Source organism: Haloarcula limicola (assembly GCF_010119205.1).
GTDB lineage: Archaea > Halobacteriota > Halobacteria > Halobacteriales > Haloarculaceae > Haloarcula > Haloarcula limicola.
The window spans coordinates 407,633-427,374 of record NZ_WRXM01000002.1; the positions used below are offsets into that span (position 1 = coordinate 407,633).

Consider the following 19,742-nt stretch of genomic DNA (forward strand, 5'->3'; position numbering starts at 1 on the left):
TAAATGTGCTGTCATCGGGCGGTCGGGACGACGTGCCGCGTCGGAAGCGATATATCATCCGACGCGCACGTAGGGGACATGGCTTCGCTCCCGATCGAGATTCTCCTCGGCATCTATCTCGGGTTGCTGGTCGGCGTCATCCCGGCGCTCGCCTCCTGGACGCTGGGGTTCGGCTTCAAGTATCTGACCGGCGTGACGCTACCGGGCTTCGGTGTCGCCGTCCTCGCCATCGCGCTGGCGGGGGTCAGCGGCGGACTGCTGGCGCTGGCCGACGAGTCGATCACGCAGGCCCCCAACGCCGAGCGGATCATCACCGCCATCCTGCTGGTCGGGATGGTGTCGATGTACGCCCACAGCAAGGGCGACCAGATGGGCGCGACGTTCCCGAAGCGTCTCTCGCTGCAGAGCCTCCGGAACAGGCGCATCTCGACTGACGTCGTCGAGTTGGTCGGCGGCGGCGACGAGGTGCGGATCAGCGTTGTCGGACAGGTGGCCGACATGGAGGGATACCCGCCGCTGCCGGAACCGCTCCGAGTCGAGATCCGGAGCGTCGAGTACACGTTCCCCGTCGACCTCCGCATCGGCGAACTGGAATCGCGCATGGCCGAGCGCCTGAAGACGGAGTTCGACCTCGGCGACGTCGAGGTGAGTATCGACGAGCGCGGCCGCGCGAGCGTCGTCGCCGCCCCGCCCTTCTCCGGGCTCTCGAAGCGGGTGGGCGACGGCCGGCACGCCGTCTCCGTGGACGCCGTCCTGCCGACCGGACTGGCCCGAAACGACGAGGTGACGGTGCTCACGCCGGACGCGCAGGTCCGCGGGACCGTGGTGAGCGCGCGCTGTGACGGCGCGGAAGACGCGCCCGTCGAGACGCCCGACGAGCCGGAGCTGGCCGACGCCGAGAAGCCGCCGGCGCAGGTGTTGGCACCGACCACCGACGGCGGCGAGGGGCGCTTGACCGTGGCGGTCAACCGCACCGACGTCAGGCCGTTGCTCCGGAGCGCCGACGCGAAGGTAGTCGTCGAGCCGCGGGGCACTCGCCGGGAGTACGAACTCGTCTCGCTGCTGCGTCGGGCCGGCAACCGGTTCCGCCGCGTCGCGGTCCGCTCGGCGGGACCGCTCGACGGCACCACGCTGGGCGAGGCCCGCGTCCGAGAGACCTACGGCGTGGCCGTCTTCGCCGTCCGCACGCAGGACGGCTGGCAGCTCGCGCCGCGGGGCGACATCGACGTCGAAGCGGGGAACGAACTGTACGTCGCCGGGACCCGCGACAGCCTCGACGCCTTCGAGGAGGCGGTCGCGTGAGCGCCGCGCTGCTGCAGAGCGGGCTGGCGCTTCAGGGCGGGTCGATAACGGAGATACTCCTCCGCTTCGCCGCGCGGTTGCTCGGGCTCGGTATCGCCGCCGGTGCGGCCGCCGCGCTGGTCGCGATGGGCTACCGGTGGTATGTCCGCGAGCGCGTCCCGACCGGACTCGGCGTCCTCTTCGGGTTGAGCGTCGTCGCGGTGTCGCTGGGAACGACCGGGGCGCTCGGCGAGGTCATCGGCAGGGACGAGACCGTCCTCGCGGCGGGGGCGGTGTTGCCGAACCTCGCGGCCTTCGCCGTCGGCGGGTTCGCCGCGCTGACCGGCGTGAGGGTCGGCGACCACCTCGGGACCGACCTCTTCGCCGCGACGGGCGGCCGCGACGTGAACGCGGACGTGAGCGAGATCGTCCAGACGGTCGGTCGAGTCACGTCGGTGAGACTGCCCGACGACATCGACCACATCGTCGGCTACGACGCGGTTCCCGAGGCGACGCGGGAGAACCTGGCCGGGCGGCGCTTCCTCTTCCCCCGACGGCTGACGAAGGCGGAGTTGCGCGACCGGCTGGTCACGCGGCTCAAGACCGACTACGGCGTCGGCCACGTCGACCTCGAACTCGACGACGGGGGCGTCTCGTACCTCGCCATCGGGTCGCGGGCGGCCGGTATCGGCCCGACGCTGCCGCCGGCGACCAACGCCATCGCCGTCCGCGCGGACCCCGCACACGCCGCCAGCGCCGGCGATCTGGTGCAGGTCTGGGAGACCGAGCCGCTCCGTCGGGTGCTCACCGGCGAACTCCGCGGCGTCGCCGGCGAGGTGGTGACCGTCGCCATCGACGCCGCCGACACGCAGAAGCTCGACCCGAGCGAGCGGTACAAGCTCGTCACGTTGCCGGTCCAGAGCCGCCCCGACCGGGAGTTCGCCTCCCTCCTGCGGGCCGCCGACGAGACGATGGGGACGGTCCACGTCGAGGCGGGCAGCGAACTCGTCGGGCAGACCGTCGGCGGCCTCGGCGTCATCGTCGCCGCGGTCACCCGAGAGGGAACCGCGCCCGAGACGATCCCCTCGCGCGAGCGAGCCCTCGCCGCCGGCGACCACGTCTACGCCATCGCCACGCCCGACGCCCTCCGCCGGCTGGAAGCGGCCGCAGCCGGCACCGGCGAACCGGCGAACCCGGTCGCGGCCGACGAAGACGACGGAGAGGAGCGGAGCGACGAGTCCGAGGGCGACGAGCAGTCGTCCGTGACTGGCCTTTCCTCGGATTCCGGCGAGGTATCGATCCCCGACGCCGAGTCGCCGGCCGGGGACGAGCCCGCCGGTTCCTCCGACGGGAGAGGCGACTCGCCGCCGACCGACGCTGATAGCGCGGGGGACGACGCGGCGTTGATAGGCGAAAGCGATGACGACGCCGAACCGACCGCCGACACCGCCGCCCCTGAACCGGCCGACGACGCCGACGACGAACCGGACGAATCGGCCGACGCCGACGACGAACCGGTCGAAGTGTGGGACCCGGACGAACGCGTCGGCGCGGCCACCGAGGAGACGGACGGAACCGACGAGACGAGCGCCGGCGGCTCTGCGAGCGCGGCCGACGACGGGTCCGTGGCCGATTCGGAACAGTCCGATGGCGACGACACGGAACGCGACGGCGCGTGAGCGACGAAACGTGAGTGGGTCGCAATCCTCTTTGTTCCCGCCCTCCCGCCCTCACCTATGGAGTGGAAACTGTTCGCGCATCTCAGAGACGCCGCAGACGGCCGAACCGTCAGCGTCGACGTCGACGAGGGAGCGACGGTCGAGACGGCGCTCGACGAACTGCTGACGGCGCGACCGGCCCTGCGAGGGGAGGTCACGACGGACGGCGAGCTGGCCGACCACGTCCGCGTGCTCGTCGACGGTGAGGACCCCTTCGCCGCCGGTGACGGCCTCGCGACGACGGTCGATTCGGACACCGAACTGGCGCTGTTCCCGCCGGTCAGCGGCGGGTGACGGCGCGGATCGAAAACGAGCTTCTCAGGTGAGGTCCGCCGACAGCACGAAGTCGGGCCAGTCGGCGAGGGTCGCGCGGGCGGCCGCCGCCTCGGCGGCGTGGCGCGGCGTCTCCGGAATCAGGACGCGGGTGCCGTCGACGCCGAGGTCGGCGGCGTCGGCTCGGATCGCCTCGAACAGCGCCGCTGCGGCGTCGAGGTCCGCCCACGTCCCGACGGCGTACTCCGCGAGCGTCTCCTCCGCCGTCGGGTCGACCGTCTCCCGGACCCGCGCGGCCATCCCCCGCGTGCCGTCGCCCTTGACGGCGAAGACGGCCTGCTCGTCGGCCAGCGCGTGCAGGCGCTCGCGGGTCAACTCCGAGAGCGCCCACGTCTGCTCGGGGTCGAGCGCCAATCCCGAAAGCGAGGTCCGAGCGTCGCTGCCGGTCCAGTAGCTCCACGCGGCCGCTGGATCGCTCTCGACGGCGAGGTCCGCGGGCGGGGCTCTGCCGCTCCCGCCGGGTTCGGGGTGGGCCCACCGGAACTCGGCGAGGGGGTCGAACCCGGTGGCGATGGACTGGCCCAGGCCGGCGTCGTTCCACGAGAACACCATGTTGCGACCGACGGTCGCCCCCTGTTCTCGCGCCCAATCCATCAGCCGGTCGACCATCCGCAGGCCGAATCCCTCGCCGCGGTAGGCCGGGTCCACGCGAATCCCCTGAAACCACGCCTCGCTCTCGGTCAGCAGGACGGCCTGACAGAGGCCCGCCGCCGCGCCGTCGGCCTCGACGACGACGGTGTGCTGGGTCGGCCCGTCGCTCTCGACCCACTCGCGGAACACGTCGGGGATGTAATCGACGGTCTCCGGTCGGTCGGCCCAGACCTCCTCGGCGAAGGCGACCACGTCCTCGTAGTCGTCGGCCCGCGCCTGCCGGACGGTCGGTTGCATACCTCGACGGTCGCGGCCCGGCGTGAAAAAGATGGAGTCGTCCGGCGTTTTCCCGCGATCGGTGTCAGTAGTGCCGAGAGAGCACCGAGTTCACAGCCACGGCGTCGAGCGGTCTTGGATCTCGCCGGCCAGCGACTCGCCCATCGCGTCGGCCACGTCGTCGGCGTTTTCGATCGCCCACATGAGTTTCACTTTCGCGGTACCGGGGAGCATGTCTTCGCCTTCGATGACGCCAGCGTCCAGCAGGTCGCGGCCGGTGTCGTAGACGCGGTCGCAGACGCGGCCCTCCAGACACTGGCTGGTCATCACGACCGGGATGTCGAGGTCCTCGATGACGCCTATCCACTCGGTGTTGACGTGGCCGAGACCCGTGCCTTCGAGGACGATGCCCTCCGCGCCGTCGGCGGCCGCCTCTAGTAGCGAGACGTCCATGCCAGGTGTGAACTTCACCAGCTCGACGTCCGTCGAGATACCGTCGTGGAGCGCCAGTTCGGCCGCGCCGCGTTCGTCGTGCTCGCGGCGGAACGTGACCTCGTTGTCCTCGCCGGCCGCGCCGTAGTCGATTTCGCCGAGCGGTTTCGAGCCGACCGTCTCGAAGGCGTCCCGGCGAGAGGTGTGGTTCTTTCGGACGCGGGTCCCGCGGTGGAGCGCACAGCGGTCGTCGGACTCGGAGGCGTGCATGCAGACCAGCACCTCCGCGCAGTCGCTCTTCGCGGCCTCGACGGCGCAGACGGCGTTCATCACGTTGTCCGAGGACGGGCGGTCCGCAGAGCGCTGACTGCCGGTGAAGACGACGGGCACCGGCGTATCGAGCATGAAGGCGAGCGCGGAGGCGGTGAACTGCATCGTGTCGGTGCCGTGCATGACGACGACGCCGTCCGCGCCGGCCTCGATCTCCTCTCTGACTGCCTGTGCCAACTCCCGCCAGACGTCCGGCGTCATGTTCTCCGAGAGGATGTTGGCGACGACGCGGCCGCGGTAGTTGGCCATCCCCGCGAGGTCCGGCACCGCGCGGAGCACGTCCTCGGCGTCGAACTGGGCCGTCACCGCGCCGGTGCGGTAGTCCACCGTCGAGGCGATGGTCCCGCCGGTCGAGATGAGCGACACCGTCGGGAGGTCCTCGTCGAACTCGATCTCGGAACTACTCCGCTCGTCCTGCGCGCTCTCGACGTCGTAGACGTCCGATTCGAGGACGTCCACGTCGGCCTCGTCGCGGTCGATCCCGACGTTGTATCCGCCGTCTAACTTGACGACGACGTGGTCGGGCGTCGAAGAGGGGAGCAAGACGCCCTCGTATGTCTGGTCCGCGCGTTCGACGCGGACCCGGTCGCCTGCGTTCATGCGCGGGGCTTCCCGCCGGCGTGACTTGAACCCATTCGTTTCGCTCGTCCACCGTTCGGGCTCTTCTCCCGGTCGGAGTGTCGCCCGTAGCGAAATCTCCACAAAGGACATACGTAACGCGGCCGGAACTACGGGTATGGCAGAGCGGACGGAGGAGCGAACCCGCGAGACCGAGGCGACCGCCGACAGCGCCGCGACCGAGGTCGATACCGGCGTCGACGTCGGCCGTCTCGACGGGCTTCGGACCGACACCGCCGAGGAGGAAACCGAGAGCGGCGGGAGCTACTTCTCGCTGCGGGCGCTGCTGGTCGCGTTCGTCGCGGTCGGCGGCGGGATCGCCGTCGGGAGCCTCGTTCCGATACTTCCGTTCGTGGCGCTGCTGGGCGTCCCCGCGGGCGCGTTCGTCCACGGATTGGTCGCCGGCCAGCAGCGTTACATCGAGTCGGCGCTGGCCGGCGGCGTCTGTGCCGGTCTCGTCGCGGTCTCGTCCTTCCTCTCGCAGTTCGTGCTGCGGGGGGTGGCCGGCGGCGACCTCGGGATGGGCCGGCTGTTCGCCGTCGCGGCCGCCGTCGGCCTCGTCCTCGCGCTGGTGGGACACTACTTCGGCCGCGACCTCAGAGACGGCCTGACCCGCGATATCGAGTGACTACCGGAGCCGCCAGCCGTCGGCCGTCTCCTCAACGACGCCCTCGTCTACCAGGCGACGGAGCGCCTCCTCGACGAGTTCCGGCGGGGCCTCGATCTCCCGCGAGAGCCGCGGAATCGAACGCTCGCCGCGAGCAAGGGCGCTCACCAGTTCGGCGTACAGGCGGCCGTCGCCGTCCTCGACGCGCTCGTCGAACTGGTCGCGGACGCTCGTCACGCGCCCCTGCACCCACCGCTGGGCCAGCGAGAGCTCGTTCTCGAGCTGTTCGAGCCGTTCGAGTTCGCGGGCGAGGTCGCGGAGGTCGCTCCCCTCCTCGTCGCTGATGTCGATCGAGAGGTGGCGACACGTCGATATGTCGAGACCGGGGTTCGCCGGATAGGCGCTCTTGGTGCCGAACTCGTAGGGCGAGACCCGAACTTCGAGGCGGAGGTTCCGCGCGATGGAGAAGTACTTCCGCCGCTGGTCGTCGGTGCGCGACTCGACGAGACCCGCGTCTTCGAGTTTCTGGAGGTGATCGATGACCGCCTTCGGGCTGACGCCGATGTACTCGCTTATCTCGGTCACGTAGCAGGGTTTGTGTGCGAGCAAGCGGAGGATGCGCCGCCGGTTGGCGTTCCCCAGCAAGTCGAGCAACTCGGCGGAGTCCATTCACCTGAGGATAGCGTGTCACGATAGAAAAGAGTGACTCTCAGCGGCCGTCAGTTCCCACGGCCCTCGGGCGGTTCCGACCCGGCGTCGCCGGACGCCGCCTCGTCGCCGTCACCATTCGCCCCGCCATCACCACTCGTCCCGCCGTCGCCCTGTCCATTACCGCGTTGTCCGTTTCCCGAACCACCGGTGCCTTCATCGTCGCTCTCAGCGGTTGCCGTCGAGCCGTCACTACTGCCCGCTGAATCCGTACTACCGCCCTCGGTCGCTGATTCGGTCACCCTATCGGTTTCAGCATCGGTCGTCGCCGTTTCGGTTTCGTCCGTATCAGTCGCTACCGTCTCCGTTTCCTCGGTATCGGTCGCCGTGTCAGTTCCATCCACGGCTGCCGGTGATCGCTGTCCGCTGGACGCGTTTTCGACGTCGGTCGGCGCTCGATCTTCGTTCGACTGGTTCGAGGCGTTCGAAGCCCGTGCGCTTCCGTTCGTTCGGCTTCGGATATCCGTCGGGGAGCTACCGACGTTCGATTGGGTTCGAGCGCTTGAGGGAGAAGTGCTTCCGTTCGACCGATTCTGAGCGTCCGTCGGAGGGCCAGTGCCGTTCGTCTGATTCCGGGCGTTTGAGGGGGGTCCGCTGCCGTTCGTCTGATTCTGAACCTCTGTCGGAGGACCGGTGCCGTTCGTCCGATTCTGAATCTCTGTCGGAGGACCAGTGCCGTTCGTCTGATTCTGAATCTCTGTCGACGGAGTACTGGCGTTCGACCGGTTCTGGACGTCTGAGGGCGGTCCGCTGACGTTGGACCGGCTCCGAACGGCCGCCGATGGCCCGCCTCGCGTCTCGTTCTCCGTTTGCGGTCCCGCGTTCGTCGGTGGACCTGCGTCCGCCGGCGGTCCCGCGTTCTCCGGCCGCTCGTTCCCGATCTCGCGGGCGATGACGGCGATCTCGGGGCCCGACAGCTCGCTGGCGTTCTCTCTGAGACGCTGTATCCGTTCGGTGTCGACGTTCGCTTCGGCCGCCGCTTCGTCGGTGTCGTTGATCGCGGTTCGCAGCGCCTTGATACGAGCGTCGAGTTGGCTCTTCTGTGCGATATAGGCGGTGGGGGGCACCGAGTCGTTCTCGTAGCGCGCTTCCAACCGCTGGTTCCGCTCCTGGATCCGGTCGAGGCGCTCTTCGAGCGTGCCGGTTCGGTTCGTCACGAGGTCGGTCCGCTGGCTCTCGTCGGCCCGCTGGAAGTTGGCCTTCCACATCTCGTTTTCGACCGTCCCGTCGGCGGCGGCCGAACTGGACTGCAGGAAGACCGTCAACTGCGTGCCGAGACCGGGACCGCTCCCGTTAGTCGCAGCGGCGTCCGGCGTCACCGTCTCCTGTGCCGAGACGGCCGGCAGACCGACGAGGGCGACGGCGACGACACAGGTCACCAGTACCACACCGTGGCGGCGAGTCATCTATACCTATCAATTACCGACTGTGCATAAAAACCGACACCTTCGTTCGCTTCGTTCAACCCGCACCGAAACGACCGCAGATAGTCCAACAGCGTTTAAGCCGCCTGCTCCACCGATGGCATGATACTCCATGCAATGGCGACCGAGAGGACCGACAGCGCGACGGTCGCCCCGACGAGCGCGAGCCCGGGCTCGTAGCGCAGGGGCGGATAGTATCCGAAGCCGTAGTCGAGGACGTCGTTTACCAGGGCCAGCGCGAGCGCAGTGAGGAGCGCTCCGCGAGTCGTCCGGCCGTAGTGAGGGACGAGGAGCCCCTCCGCGACGAAGCCGACGTGCGTGACGATGATACCGAAGTACGCCCACGGCGCGGGGAAGTAGACGCCGAAGCCGAGGTTGAGCGCGACGACGGTCCAGACGCCCATCTTCACCAGCCAGACGAGCGCGATGGTGTGGAGGTACGCGAGCGGCAGGTTCGTCGGCACGTCGTCGAGCGACCGGCCGAGAAAGGGCAGGAGGGTCACCAGCGACAGCGTCATCAGGAACAGCGCGGCGGGCGAATCGGCGTACAGCGGCCAGAGGAACGTCGAGACCTCCGGCATCGTCTCGACGTAGTAGCGGACACCGACCAAGATCGCCACGACGTTGATCAGGACCAGCCACACCAGACTCGGCGTGTTCTCCAGATAGTACCGCGCGTAGCGTCGCGGCAACGGCCCCCGCTCGTTGCTCATACGCCCTCTCTCACCCCGCCGGGCGGAAACCCTGTCGGTCCCGTGGTAGATTCTACACGATAGTTCGGTGAGATTGTACGACGGGAAAAGGATGGCGGCGAACGCTTATGTGTGTGAATAACAAACAGTAGTGTGTACGGATGTTCGAACAGTTCTCCCGCGGCTACTACCTGGGCCGCCTGTACGTCGAGCCCCGCGCCGACGGCGCGGCCGCGATGTGCCGGGACCAGCACGAGCGCGTCAACGAGCAGTTATACACCACGGACGAGGGCGTCACACGCACGGACCTCCCGCTCGTGATGAAGCTCGGTTCGCGGCACTTCGCCGTTCAGGGCGACGAACGGGTCCCCGCGGACACCCTCGCGGTTCCCGAGACCGTCCTCGATTCGGCGAATATCCGGAACCCGCCCAGTCTGCGCGAGGTGTTCCTCGCCAAGGCCGACCACGCGGCCCAGCTGCTGTCGGTGACCGACACGACATCGGCGCTGCCCGATAGCGCGGTGTAGTCCCGGCAGCCACTTTTAAGCCGGTTCCCCGTGGCTGTCCAGTCGATGCTGGACCGGTTGCTGGGGCGCGCGTCGCTGAAGGCGCGTATCGACGAGCTGGAGGAGGAGAAGCGCCACCTCCAGCGGCAGCTCGACGCCGAGGAGGAACGCCGCGCCGAGGCGTCGACGGAACGCCAACGGGCCGAAGAAGAAGCAAATCGGCTGGAGGACCGCGTCACCGAACTCCAAGACAGAGTCGAACGACTGCAGGCCGACGCGGGCGACCGGGCCTTCCGCGTCGAAGAAGCGTTGCGCGGCGAGCGCCTCGGCGAGGTACTGAACCGCCTCGAATCGCTCGAAACGGAGCGCGAGGGCGTCTTCACCGCGTACGTCGCCGACGAGCACGACCTCCCCGAGGCGGTTCGGGAGGCGTTCGGCGACCGCGCCGATTTGGTGGCCCGTGCCGCGCCCTGTCTCGCCGTGACCGACGACGCGGGCCTGCTGTCGGCCTGTCTCTCCGTGCCGGTCCCGCCGGAGCCGTTCGCCGCGTGGGACGACCACGTCGAACTGGACCGGTCGTGGTTCGAACCCACCGGGAGACACGCCGTCGCGCTGGTGCGTTCCGATCTGTTCGCGCTGGGCGAGTACGACGGCCGCGAACGGGTCGCCTACCACGGCTTCGACGCCGACCTCAAGAGCCAGCATTCGAAGGGCGGGTTCTCCCAGTCTCGCTTCGAGCGCCTGCGCGACCAGCAGATCGAGAGCCACGTCGAGCGCTGTCGCGCCGCCGTCGAGGAGGTCGACCCCGAGACGCTGTACGTCGTCGGCGAGGGGTCGGTCATCCACGAGTTCGCCGACGCCGCCGACGTGACCCGGGCCGTCGACGCCACCGGCGACCCCGAAGACGCCCTCGCGGCCGCCGTTCGGTCGCTGTGGACCGTGCGGTTACGAGTGCCCTAAGCGGTATCGAGGAGCGTCACCGCTCCGCGACTTGAACGCGGAGGACGTGTCCGCCACAGCCGCACCGATCGACGTAGGTCCAGTCGACGCTATCGCCGAACCTCGCGTGGAGTACCGGCCCGAGATAGGACTCCGGCCGGCCGTGTGCGCCGTGTGTGACGAGGTTGACGTGGTAGCCCGGCGCGGTGTGTTCGACCGCCTCGATGGCCCCGGTAACGACGGCGTCGCGTCGCTCCTCGTGGACGGGCCGCTCTAAGTTCGCCGACCACGAGTTGCGGTGAACGCGGTCGGTCACGGGCTCGACCTCGGGGAGGGTGTGGTCGCTCATCGCTCCTCCGGGGCGAACACCGCGTCGTTGGCCGGGCCGTCGGCGCGAATGACTGCCAGCGCGCCCTTCCGGGCGACCCGCGAGAGGGCGTGGTCGACGAGCTTGTAGTCGCCGGGCACGGGGAAGTGCGCCGTGACGACGGCGGCGCTCCCGGGCAGGACCGGCGTGGTCTGGACGTACCGGTCCGGTTCGGAGGCCAGCGCCCCCTGCGGGTACACCTCGTCCCAGACGCTCCCGATGGCGTGGAAGCTGCTGAAGAGGTTCGGGCCGCCGACGGCGTAGTAGATGCGAACCCTCTCGTCGGTTCCGACGCGCATCTCGTCGTACCCCTGCGGACCGATGGCGTACTTCTCGCCGTTGACGAGGACGTAGGTCGGGTTCTCGGCGGCCATCCCGCCGTGATCGAACTCGTGGTGGCCCTCTTGGCCCGTCTTCCCGGTGGTGTAGGCTTCCATCTGCCCGAGGTAGAACTCGCGATCGACGGCCGGGAGCCCGTCTTCGGGTTCGACGAGGATGAGGCCGAACATCCCGCTGGAGATGTGGTAGTCGACGTTCGCCACGGCGCAGTGGTAGACGAACGCGCCGGGGTAGGTCACTTTGAACTGCAGGCGCTTCTCCTCGCCGGGGTTGACCGTCGTCGCCTCCGCGCCGCCGCCCGGACCGCGGCAGGCGTGGAAGTCGACGTTGTGCGCCATCGCGCTGCTCTCGTGGTTTCTGATCGTCAGGTCGACGGTGTCGCCCACGCGGGTCCGGATGAACGGTCCGGGGATCTGCCCGTCGAAGGTCATGTACGTGAACGTGACGCCGGGCTCGATCTCGGCGACCACCTCGCGGGTCTCCAGTTCGACGGGGACGGTGGCCGGTTTCGAGCGCGCGATGGGTTTCGGAACGTCCCGCGGGTCGGCGGCGACGCGGTCGGCGTCGACGGCTTTCGCGGCGTCCAGGTTCGCTTCCTCGACGCCGAGGTCGAGCGGCTGGGACACCTGTACGTCGTTCGTGGGCGAGCCGACCGTACAGCCGGCGAGCGCCCCGGCGCTGCCGACGGCCAGACCCTGCAATACGCGTCGTCGAGTGGGAGTGTACGTCATCTTGGTCTCTCCGATAGGCTGAGATTCCCCGCGAGAGGCGATATAAGCGGACGCGCGTCCCCACCCGGTGAGAACCGTTCCCACCCGACGAGAATAGTGTTTCTGAGTTAACTAATCGAGGCGGCACTGTTCACGTATGCCCACGAGTACACCCACTCAAGCGACCGATTTCAGCCGGCGAGACGTGCTTCGCGCCGGGGCCGGCGCGGCGCTCGGAGCCGCCGCGCTCGGGTCGGGCGTGCGGCCGGCGCTGGCCGCGTCCGACCCGGACGAGTTCGAGGCGTGGCTCGCCGACGTCGATAACTACGACGGGATCGCCGACGAGCGCGGCGCGGCCGAGGTGACCGTCGCCGTCGGCGCGCCGGGTAACGACGGCGATTTCGCGTTCGAACCGGCGGCGGTGCGCGTCGACCCCGGGACCACCGTCGTCTGGGAGTGGACGGGGAAGGGCGGCGTCCACAACGTCCTCGACGCGGACGACGCCTACGAGAGCGAGATGCTCACCGACGCGGGCGCGACGTTCGAACGCGCCTTCGAGAGCGAGGGCGTCAGTCTCTACTCCTGTCTCCCCCACCAGTCGATGGGGATGAAGGGCGCGGTCCTCGTCGGCGGCGTCGCCGCCGGGGACGCTCCGCCGGAGGTCGACTACGGCGACTGGTTCGACGGGGTGGAGAACTTCGCCGGGACCGTCGACCGGACCGGACGGAAACTGGTCCGGGTCGCCGTCGGCGCGGCGGGCAACGGCGGACACTTCGCGTTCGAACCGGCGGCGGTGCGAGTCGACCCCGGGGCCACCGTCGTCTGGGAGTGGACCAGCGACGGCGACGCCCACAGCATCGCGGCGGCCGACGGGAGCTACGACGCCGACCTGGTCGACAGCGAGGGGGCGACCTACGCCCTGCAGTTCGACGGCGTCGGCGTCAGCAAGTACACCTGCCCCTCGCACGCGGCCCAGGCCATGCGCGGGGCGGTCGTCGTCGGCGACCCGATGGAGAGCGTCGTCGACGTTCCGCTCTCGGTCACGATCGTCGGCGGCGGCCTCCTCGCGGCCGCCCTCTCGCCGCTCGGCCTCGCCGCCCTGCTCAAACTGCGAGAGACCGAGAACTAGACGGCCGAAGCTCACCTCGCGGCGGTCACGTGACCGCCGCCGGTGCTGCCGGGTTTCACCTCGAAAACGTCACCGAGCCCGTTACGCGAGGTCCAAGTCGGCGACCACTTCGTCTAAGACGCCCGCGCAGTTGTCGGCGCTGTCGTAGTCGCCGTGTTCCGCGACCGAATCGGTCACGTTCCGGTCGACGTAGTTGTTCGGTGCCTTCCTCGGCTCTGCGATACCGGTGTAGCCGAGGAACGAGTTGCCCTCCAGTACGCCGTCACTCCGCGAGAAGTAGTTGTACAGTTCGCCTGCCGCGAACTGGATGGCCGTTCCCCACCGCTCGTTCGTCTGGACGCTCTCGTTCCCGATCGCGGCCCCGAGCAGCGCCACGGAGTCGACCGCCCCGCGGGCCGTCTCGGCGCATCTGGGCTCCTGTCCCGAGCGTCCGCCGGGATAGAACGAATCCCGTCCGGGGTGTAACGCCTCTAAGAGGGACGCGACGACCCGAGCGCCGAGAGAGTGAGAGACGATTCGAACCGGTCGATCGGTCGCGGCCCGGAGGTCGCGGACCCACTGCGCGAACTTGAGCGCGTTCCGCTCGGCGATCTCGTTCGCTTCGACCCAGCCGACGTTGGAGTCCCAGTTGAACGCGAGGTTGAACGCGTCCGTGTATCCCGCGGCCGCCAGTCCCTCGCTGGCCTGTTTCGCGAGATAGCGCGCCCAGAGCGGCGGGACGTTGCTGACGAACCCGTGGACGTATATCTGAATCTCCGACGCCTCGGCGAACCCGCTCCAGTCGCCCTCTAAGTCGTACCCCGCTCGGGTCTTCCCCTCGGCGAGCGACGCGTCGTCCTCGAAGTGCCCGTACGTCGAGAGCGTCGGGAACGACTCCGGGACCGCCGGCGGACCGTTCGGTCCGGGTTCGGGAAGCGAGGGCGACCGTTCGACCGCCGGGAATCCCTCGGGAAGAGCCGACGAATCGACGTTTGCACCCGCGACCGTGCCGATACCACTCAGGGCCGCGACTGCTCCCCCGACGCGGCCGACGAACTGCCTTCGAGAAACCATACCACACTCGTTGCGGCGACTGTTGTATAAGAAATATTATATTTTAATGAACAGGTTTCCGTTAATTGAACGGGAGATAAAGCGTGCTACACGAGCACGCGCCACGCGATGCCGGGCCGAAACAGCGTGCTGGGCGGCCGCTCCATCATCATCACGCGCACGAACGCGTTCCGGAGGACGCCGTCGGTCTGGGCCTTTCGGTTCAGCCGGGCGACGTAGCGGTTGAGCAGCCCCGTTCCGCGCGGTCGGGGGCCCGTCGTCTCGGAGAACTGGAAGTCCGCGCCGACGGCCATTCCCCACGCCACGTCGACCACGTCCTCGGTTCGCTCGAAGAAGCGCGGCGCGAGGTCCTCGGTGCCGTCCGTGGCGAGCGCGTCGTGGAGCAGGAGCGCTTCGAGCGCGGCGACCGACATCCCCTGGCCGTACAGCGGGTTGAAGCTGGCGACGCCGTCGCCGACGACGAGCAGTCCCTCGGGGAAGCGATCGAGGGCCTCGTAGCGGTACCTGCGGTTCGCCGGGAACGGGTAGTGGGCGATGTCCTCGCCGACCCACGCGTGGTCGTCGAGCAGGTCCGCCACGTCGGGAACCGGGAGGGTCGCCGCGAACGCCGCGAATCCCTCGGCGTCCGTCGGCGGGTGATTCCCGTGCATCCCGCCCAGCGTCACCACCCATCGGCCGTCTTCGACCGGGAGGACCCCCGCGGCGCGAGGCTGTGACGCGGCGGGCGTCACGATGAGCGCGCGCTCGTCGCCCGGCGGCCGTTCGACGAAGGTGGTACTGTACGCCAGGTCGATGTGGACCTCGTCGGTCGCCGGCGGCGCGTACCCGTGTTCGTCAAGCCACGCGGGCGTCCGACTCGGCCGACCGGTCGCGTCGACGACGAGCGTCGCGTCGAGTTCCTCCGTCGCTCGCCGCTCGTTCCGGACGACGACGCCCGTTACGCGCTCCGCTCCCCGCTCGGTGAGATAGCCGGCGAACTGGCACTCGTCCCGTAGGACGACCCCGTCGAACTCGGCGAGGCGGCGGCGCACCAGCCACTCGTAGAGCGGCCGCGTCGCGGCGTAGTGCGGGAGCGGGTCCGGCCCGTCCGCGAGGAAGCCCCCCTCGGCGTAGAAACTGACGTCCCGCGCGCCGTCGATCTCCAGCCCGCCGGCCGAGAGCAGGTCCGCGCGATAGCCGGGGAAGAGGTCTTCCAGCGTGGCTCGCCCGGCTTCCAGCATGACGTGGACGTGGCGGGCCTGCGGGACGCCGTCGCGGACCCGCGGCCCGTCGGGGAGCGAATCGCGCTCGACGACCGTCACGGTCTCGAACGCGTCGGCGAGCACTCGCGCTGCGAGCAACCCGGCCATGCCGGCCCCGACGACCACGGCGCGGTCCCCGATCACCGCTCCCCGGTCGCTGTCGTACTTCGGGACGGTCGCGAGCGTCATGTCGAGTGTCCTCGTCGTAATCTTCGCGGCAAGTCGCGATAAGTGTTGACACACAGCACGTTCGTCGGCGGACGTGCATAGTCACGGTCGACGACCGCGGCGTTATTTCACCGTGGGTCAGGTACGTCCGGCGATGGTCTCCGAGAGAGAGAAGATGCTGAGCGGCGACCGCTACGACCCGATGGACCCGGAACTCGTCGCGGAGCGCAAGCGGGCGCGGGAACTCACCCGACAGTTCAACCAGACCGGTCCGGGCGACGACGAGGAGCGAGCGGCGATACTCGAGGACCTGTTCGGGTCATCGGGCGAGGCGGTCACCGTAGAGCCGCCGTTTCGCTGTGACTACGGCTACAATATCCACGTCGGCGAGAGCTTCTTCGCCAACTTCGACTGCGTCTTCCTGGACGTCTGTCCGATAGAGTTCGGCGAGAACTGCCTGCTCGGGCCGAGCGTCCACGTCTACACCGCCACCCACCCGCTCGACGCGAGCGAGCGCGTCGCCGGCCCGGAGTACGGCAAACCGGGGACGGTCGGCGACAACGCCTGGATCGGCGGGCGGGCCGTCCTGAACCCCGGCGTGACGCTCGGCGACGACGTCGTCGTCGGTTCCGGCGCGGTCGTGACCGAAGATGTTCCCGACAGCGTCGTCGTTCAGGGGAATCCGGCGACGGTCGTGAAGGAACTGGAGTGAGCGGCGCTCATCCGACGCAATCGCTCGAAGCGGTCTCGACTATCGGGGTATCCTAACCACGGGCGTTAAACTGCTCGACCGCCAACTCCTGCCGATGAGACAGTCCCCGTCCGTCGTCGCGATCTGCGGCAGCCGCCGCGAACCGAGCACGACCTACCGCGCCCTCGAACACGCGCTGGACGCCGCCGAGGAGGCGGGCGCGGAGACCGAACTGGTCGACCTCCGGCGCTGGGACCTGCCGCTCTTCGACCCCGACGCGCGCGACCGGGGCGACGCCGACGCGTTGCGGACGCTGATCGGCGACGCCGACGCGGTCCTCATGGGGACGCCGGTGTATCACGGGATGGTCTCCTCGGCGCTGAAGAACGCCTTCGACTACCTCGGTCGGGACGAGTTCGAGAACACGACCGTCGGCCTGCTGGCGACCGCCGGCGGCGGCTCGTACGCGCAGACGCTCGAACACCTGCGGACCGGGGTTCGAACCGTCCACGGCTGGACGCTCCCCCACGAGGTCGGCATCCGCGGCGCGGCCGACGCCTTCGACGCGGACGGCGAGTTCGTCGACCCCGCACTCGACGCTCGCGTGAGAAAGCTCGGCCGGATGGCCGCCGAGAACGCCTTCGCCGAACCGAAGTCGGCCTAGAGGCGGTGAGAAGTACAGCTATCTAACCGAATGCGGAACCCGTCTCTGGAGAGTCGTTCATTAAGTCCACCTATTTATATATGCAAAGAATTAAAATTATCCGCGAGGGGTCAACTGCTTCATCGCGGTCAGCGAAACGGCGCTACGTTCGACAGCATGTCCCCAGATATATCAGCGATACGAACACGATGGTAGAGTCTCGACCGACCTCCGACCACTGTACCCATCCTACGAGACAGCCGCGGAAGCGGTCGAATCTGCCGTCCCGTTTCTCCGACGCGGATTCGAGGCGGGGAGAAAGTGCTACCTCGTAGCCGCAGAGTCCACGCAGTCGCGCGTCCTCGATTCGTTACGCGAGACCGGTCTGGCGGTCGGACCGGCCGACGCCCTCTCGTCGCTGACGCCGACCAGTCTCGTCCCCGCGGCCGATACCGAGCAGATGGAGCAGTCCGTCCGACAGACGCGAGCGGAGGGCGAAGCTCGCATCGAAGCTCGACTCCTGACCGCCACCGGCGAGACGATCCCCTACGAGTTCATCTCGAAACGCATCGTCGACGGCGGCGAAACAGTCGGTCGCGCCGGACTGGGTTGGGACATCTCGGAACGGAAGCGATACGAAAAGCGGATCGAACGGCAGAACGAGCGTCTCGAACACTTCGCCGAAGTGCTCTCACACGACCTCAGAAACCCGCTGACGGTCGCGCAAGGACACCTGAAACTTCTCAATCAGACGGGTGACGAGGGACATTACGAGAAGTCGAAGCGCGCCCTCTCGCGGATGGAGAACCTGATCAGCGATGTCCTCACGCTGGCCCAGAGCGGCAAGCGTATCAGTCTCAGCGAGTACGAGACCACCGACCTCGAAACCATCGCGGAAGACGCGTGGGTGCTGATTCAGAAGGGGCAGGCGACGCTCGACGTCGACCGGACGAGACGCGTCGAGGCGGACGCGAGTCACCTCCAGTAGATACTGGAGAACCTGTTCCGAAACGCTATCGAACACGGGACGGCCGACACCTCGGTTCGATTGGGACTGCTGGACGACGAGCGAGGGCTCTACGTGGAAGACGACGGGCCGGGGATTCCACCGGAAGTCCGAGAGCGGGTCTTCGAATCGGGGCACATGACGAAAGCCGACGGCACGGGCTTCGGGCTGGCGACCGTGAGACAGACCGTCGACGCACACGGCTGGTCGGTCGATATCAGGGAGAGCGTTACCGGCGGGGCCCGATTCGAGATAACTGGCATCGAGTTCGACGACGGCGACGAACGGTGACGTGAGAGCAGAGATTCCCGAGAGATGCTCGATGGGCGTTCTCGAATAAAGAAAAATATAGAGCCTCCAGATTAGGCTAAAATCTCATTTTGAGCGACGTTATATAATTAGACCTCGCTATTTCTACCTTGTTGAGCAATCTTAAGAATCATATATACATAATTTATCTGTAAACCTGGCTTTTACTCCCAGTATACAGATATGTGCCAATTTTCAATCGCTATGTAGGTGTAGTATGTGTGAATTTCGGATATATGATTTCAGATATCTCATCCGTGAATTCGTAGTTTGGCCGGTCGAGCCGGTCTCGACGCTGAACACGCATCCACTTTCTTCGTCGTCCGCGTCGTCTCTCGGTGCTGACGCACAACGTCCTCTATCGGGGCCGCCGAACGCGAGGCCGCCGCGATAGACGGCTGCGTCCGTCTCAGGCGGAAATACCTGTTTCTGCTGTCTCATCTACCACTACCGCTTGCGCGTTCGAGGCCGTCCGCTGGGGAAATCTGAGACACTCTTCTGCCCTCGGATGGAGAGGCTGGTACCGGGGACGGCGTAAACCGCAGTATCTCCGTGACGGATGAGCATGGCGAGTTCCGTCGCTGGTGGTTCGGCACACAGCTGTCGGACGCCGAAACCCGTTGCCGGACCGATGAATAACACGGTTACATCTGTTATTCTATCCTCGGTAAATCTCTCGATGGCTCTTCTGTATCCGCAGTTCGATGACGTTCTTCGCTTGGAACAGTTGTTTCGGAAGTTCTTCTGTAATCCGCTCGCCTTCCAAGCGCATCGCCGGCCCGGCGATGCTGATACCACCGAGTACCTCCCCATCCTCTGTGAGAATCGGAACCGCGACGGCGTGGAGTCCCTCGACCGCTTCCCCCAGATTGTATGCCACTCCTTCGCTCCGAACCCGTTCTAATGAGTCGAACAGCTCCTCTCGGGTGCTGATGGTCTCCGTTGTCGTCTGCGTGAGTCCGTGTTCTCCGATGATTTCCTCGACGCGTTCCTCGGGCAGATGGGCCAGAATCGCCTTGCCGATTGCCCGGTCGTGTAAGTACGCGTGCCGACCGATGGGCGCGTCTACGTCCATCGCTCGTTCGCCGCCTTGCTTGTAGAGGTAGACACCCAGTCCTCGCTCTTCGACCATGAGTATCGCGAGTTCGCCCGTCGCAGCGGCGAGTTCGTTGACCTCCGGTTTCGCCGCTTCGTACAGCTGGATTCGCCGTCGCGTATTTTCGCCGATCTCGAGGAATCGAAGTCCGAGTCGATAGCGCTGGTTCTCCTGAACGACGTATCCCGTCTCGTCGAGCACTTGGAGGTGATAGTGGACCGTACTCTTCGGGAGGTCGAGAGACGCCGCGAGTTCGGTTACGCCTTGCGGGCCGCGGTCGTCGAGCGCGGAGATTATCTCGAGGAGTTTCCCGGTCGTTCGATTCGACTTGTCCGGTTTCTCGTCCATACGCAGTAGTTCATAATAGTACGTAATAAACGTTGTTCGACCCACTTGAACGTCGTTGGACACACCGGCCGCTCTCGAGTAGTCGTCCCGGCTACGAGCGAGCGCATTCGCCCCTCTACCCGTCATATTATACTCGAACCGGCCGCTGGAGAAAGCAATTGTGGTGTGGTACCGAACACCACTATTT

The 19,742-nt window shown here is 67.4% G+C and carries 21 protein-coding genes; 11 read left to right on the top strand and 10 right to left on the bottom strand.

Features of this window, described 5'->3' with window-relative positions; genetic code table 11:
* Nucleotides 1–78 precede the first annotated feature (78 nt).
* From GO488_RS11545 to GO488_RS11555, 3 genes are read left to right on the top strand one after another with little or no spacing between them, the layout of a single operon-like run.
* Entirely contained in the window at nucleotides 79–1,302 is a 1,224-nt protein-coding gene (locus GO488_RS11545; protein ID WP_162317977.1) for a potassium channel family protein, read from the top strand.
* Nucleotides 1,299–2,960, top strand: a complete 1,662-nt coding sequence (locus GO488_RS11550) for a TrkA C-terminal domain-containing protein (protein ID WP_162317978.1) — start codon at nucleotides 1,299–1,301, stop codon at nucleotides 2,958–2,960. The genes GO488_RS11545 and GO488_RS11550 overlap by 4 nt, the downstream gene beginning before the upstream one ends.
* A gap of 57 nt (nucleotides 2,961–3,017) precedes the next feature.
* The gene (locus GO488_RS11555) at nucleotides 3,018–3,293 is read left to right on the top strand and encodes a ubiquitin-like small modifier protein 1 (protein ID WP_162317979.1); all 276 of its coding nucleotides are present in this window, start codon (nucleotides 3,018–3,020) and stop codon (nucleotides 3,291–3,293) included.
* A gap of 24 nt (nucleotides 3,294–3,317) precedes the next feature.
* Here the strand turns inward: GO488_RS11555 and GO488_RS11560 are convergent, their stop codons facing one another.
* Together GO488_RS11560 and gatD are read right to left on the bottom strand one after the other, a co-directional pair.
* Nucleotides 3,318–4,220 (bottom strand): GNAT family N-acetyltransferase, encoded by a 903-nt coding sequence (locus tag GO488_RS11560; RefSeq protein ID WP_162317980.1) that lies wholly within the window; start codon nucleotides 4,218–4,220, stop codon nucleotides 3,318–3,320.
* A gap of 90 nt (nucleotides 4,221–4,310) precedes the next feature.
* Entirely contained in the window at nucleotides 4,311–5,561 is a 1,251-nt protein-coding gene (gatD, locus tag GO488_RS11565; protein WP_162317981.1) for a Glu-tRNA(Gln) amidotransferase subunit GatD, read from the bottom strand.
* A gap of 136 nt (nucleotides 5,562–5,697) precedes the next feature.
* Between gatD and GO488_RS11570 the strand changes: the two genes are divergently transcribed.
* A complete protein-coding gene (locus tag GO488_RS11570) occupies nucleotides 5,698–6,207 on the top strand; it encodes a hypothetical protein (protein ID WP_162317982.1) in 510 nt (169 codons plus the stop codon).
* Here GO488_RS11570 and GO488_RS11575 read toward each other — a convergent pair whose 3' ends face one another.
* The 3 genes from GO488_RS11575 to GO488_RS11585 all read right to left on the bottom strand — a co-directional run bounded on the left by GO488_RS11575 (nucleotide 6,208) and on the right by GO488_RS11585 (nucleotide 9,031).
* Nucleotides 6,208–6,855, bottom strand: coding sequence for a metalloregulator ArsR/SmtB family transcription factor (locus GO488_RS11575; RefSeq protein WP_162317983.1), 648 nt, complete (start codon nucleotides 6,853–6,855; stop codon nucleotides 6,208–6,210). It abuts the gene before it with no gap.
* Between the two features lie 50 nt (nucleotides 6,856–6,905).
* Nucleotides 6,906–8,300, bottom strand: coding sequence for a hypothetical protein (locus GO488_RS11580; RefSeq protein WP_162317984.1), 1,395 nt, complete (start codon nucleotides 8,298–8,300; stop codon nucleotides 6,906–6,908).
* Between the two features lie 95 nt (nucleotides 8,301–8,395).
* On the bottom strand, nucleotides 8,396–9,031 hold the full coding sequence (locus GO488_RS11585) for a DUF1405 domain-containing protein (RefSeq protein WP_162317985.1): 636 nt from the start codon (nucleotides 9,029–9,031) through the stop codon (nucleotides 8,396–8,398).
* A gap of 140 nt (nucleotides 9,032–9,171) precedes the next feature.
* Between GO488_RS11585 and GO488_RS11590 the strand changes: the two genes are divergently transcribed.
* Nucleotides 9,172–9,537: a DUF5802 family protein gene (locus tag GO488_RS11590; protein ID WP_162317986.1), complete on the top strand. Its 366-nt coding sequence runs from the start codon at nucleotides 9,172–9,174 to the stop codon at nucleotides 9,535–9,537.
* 45 nt (nucleotides 9,538–9,582) lie between these two features.
* A complete protein-coding gene (locus GO488_RS11595; RefSeq protein ID WP_162317987.1) occupies nucleotides 9,583–10,476 on the top strand; it encodes a Vms1/Ankzf1 family peptidyl-tRNA hydrolase in 894 nt (297 codons plus the stop codon).
* 16 nt (nucleotides 10,477–10,492) lie between these two features.
* On the opposite strand, the gene GO488_RS11600 is transcribed toward GO488_RS11595, so the two are convergent.
* Together GO488_RS11600 and nirK are read right to left on the bottom strand one after the other, a co-directional pair.
* Nucleotides 10,493–10,804, bottom strand: coding sequence for a CGCGG family putative rSAM-modified RiPP protein (locus GO488_RS11600; protein ID WP_162317988.1), 312 nt, complete (start codon nucleotides 10,802–10,804; stop codon nucleotides 10,493–10,495).
* Nucleotides 10,801–11,892, bottom strand: a complete 1,092-nt coding sequence (nirK, locus tag GO488_RS11605) for a copper-containing nitrite reductase (protein ID WP_162317989.1) — start codon at nucleotides 11,890–11,892, stop codon at nucleotides 10,801–10,803. The genes GO488_RS11600 and nirK overlap by 4 nt, the downstream gene beginning before the upstream one ends.
* 136 nt (nucleotides 11,893–12,028) lie before the next feature.
* Between nirK and GO488_RS11610 the strand changes: the two genes are divergently transcribed.
* Nucleotides 12,029–13,000 (top strand): halocyanin domain-containing protein, encoded by a 972-nt coding sequence (locus GO488_RS11610; RefSeq protein ID WP_162317990.1) that lies wholly within the window; start codon nucleotides 12,029–12,031, stop codon nucleotides 12,998–13,000.
* A gap of 81 nt (nucleotides 13,001–13,081) precedes the next feature.
* Here the strand turns inward: GO488_RS11610 and GO488_RS11615 are convergent, their stop codons facing one another.
* Entirely contained in the window at nucleotides 13,082–14,053 is a 972-nt protein-coding gene (locus GO488_RS11615) for a lipase family protein (protein ID WP_162317991.1), read from the bottom strand.
* Nucleotides 14,054–14,139: 86 nt separating this feature from the next.
* Nucleotides 14,140–15,483, bottom strand: coding sequence for an NAD(P)/FAD-dependent oxidoreductase (locus tag GO488_RS11620; RefSeq protein ID WP_162317992.1), 1,344 nt, complete (start codon nucleotides 15,481–15,483; stop codon nucleotides 14,140–14,142).
* Nucleotides 15,484–15,616: 133 nt separating this feature from the next.
* On the opposite strand from GO488_RS11620, the gene GO488_RS11625 reads away from it, so the two are divergent.
* The 4 genes from GO488_RS11625 to GO488_RS11640 all read left to right on the top strand — a co-directional run bounded on the left by GO488_RS11625 (nucleotide 15,617) and on the right by GO488_RS11640 (nucleotide 18,093).
* Complete coding sequence (locus tag GO488_RS11625; RefSeq protein WP_162317993.1) at nucleotides 15,617–16,174, top strand: sugar O-acetyltransferase; 558 nt, start codon at nucleotides 15,617–15,619, stop codon at nucleotides 16,172–16,174.
* A 94-nt stretch (nucleotides 16,175–16,268) separates the two neighbouring features.
* The gene (locus GO488_RS11630; protein WP_162317994.1) at nucleotides 16,269–16,817 is read left to right on the top strand and encodes an NADPH-dependent FMN reductase; all 549 of its coding nucleotides are present in this window, start codon (nucleotides 16,269–16,271) and stop codon (nucleotides 16,815–16,817) included.
* Nucleotides 16,818–17,214: 397 nt separating this feature from the next.
* Nucleotides 17,215–17,784 carry a histidine kinase dimerization/phospho-acceptor domain-containing protein gene (locus GO488_RS11635; protein WP_277814716.1) on the top strand — a complete coding sequence of 190 codons (570 nt, stop codon included), beginning with the start codon at nucleotides 17,215–17,217 and terminating at the stop codon, nucleotides 17,782–17,784.
* A 12-nt stretch (nucleotides 17,785–17,796) separates the two neighbouring features.
* Complete coding sequence (locus tag GO488_RS11640) at nucleotides 17,797–18,093, top strand: sensor histidine kinase (RefSeq protein WP_277814717.1); 297 nt, start codon at nucleotides 17,797–17,799, stop codon at nucleotides 18,091–18,093.
* A 676-nt stretch (nucleotides 18,094–18,769) separates the two neighbouring features.
* On the opposite strand, the gene GO488_RS11645 is transcribed toward GO488_RS11640, so the two are convergent.
* Nucleotides 18,770–19,555, bottom strand: a complete 786-nt coding sequence (locus tag GO488_RS11645; RefSeq protein ID WP_162317996.1) for an IclR family transcriptional regulator — start codon at nucleotides 19,553–19,555, stop codon at nucleotides 18,770–18,772.
* Between the last annotated feature and the right edge of the window lie 187 nt (nucleotides 19,556–19,742).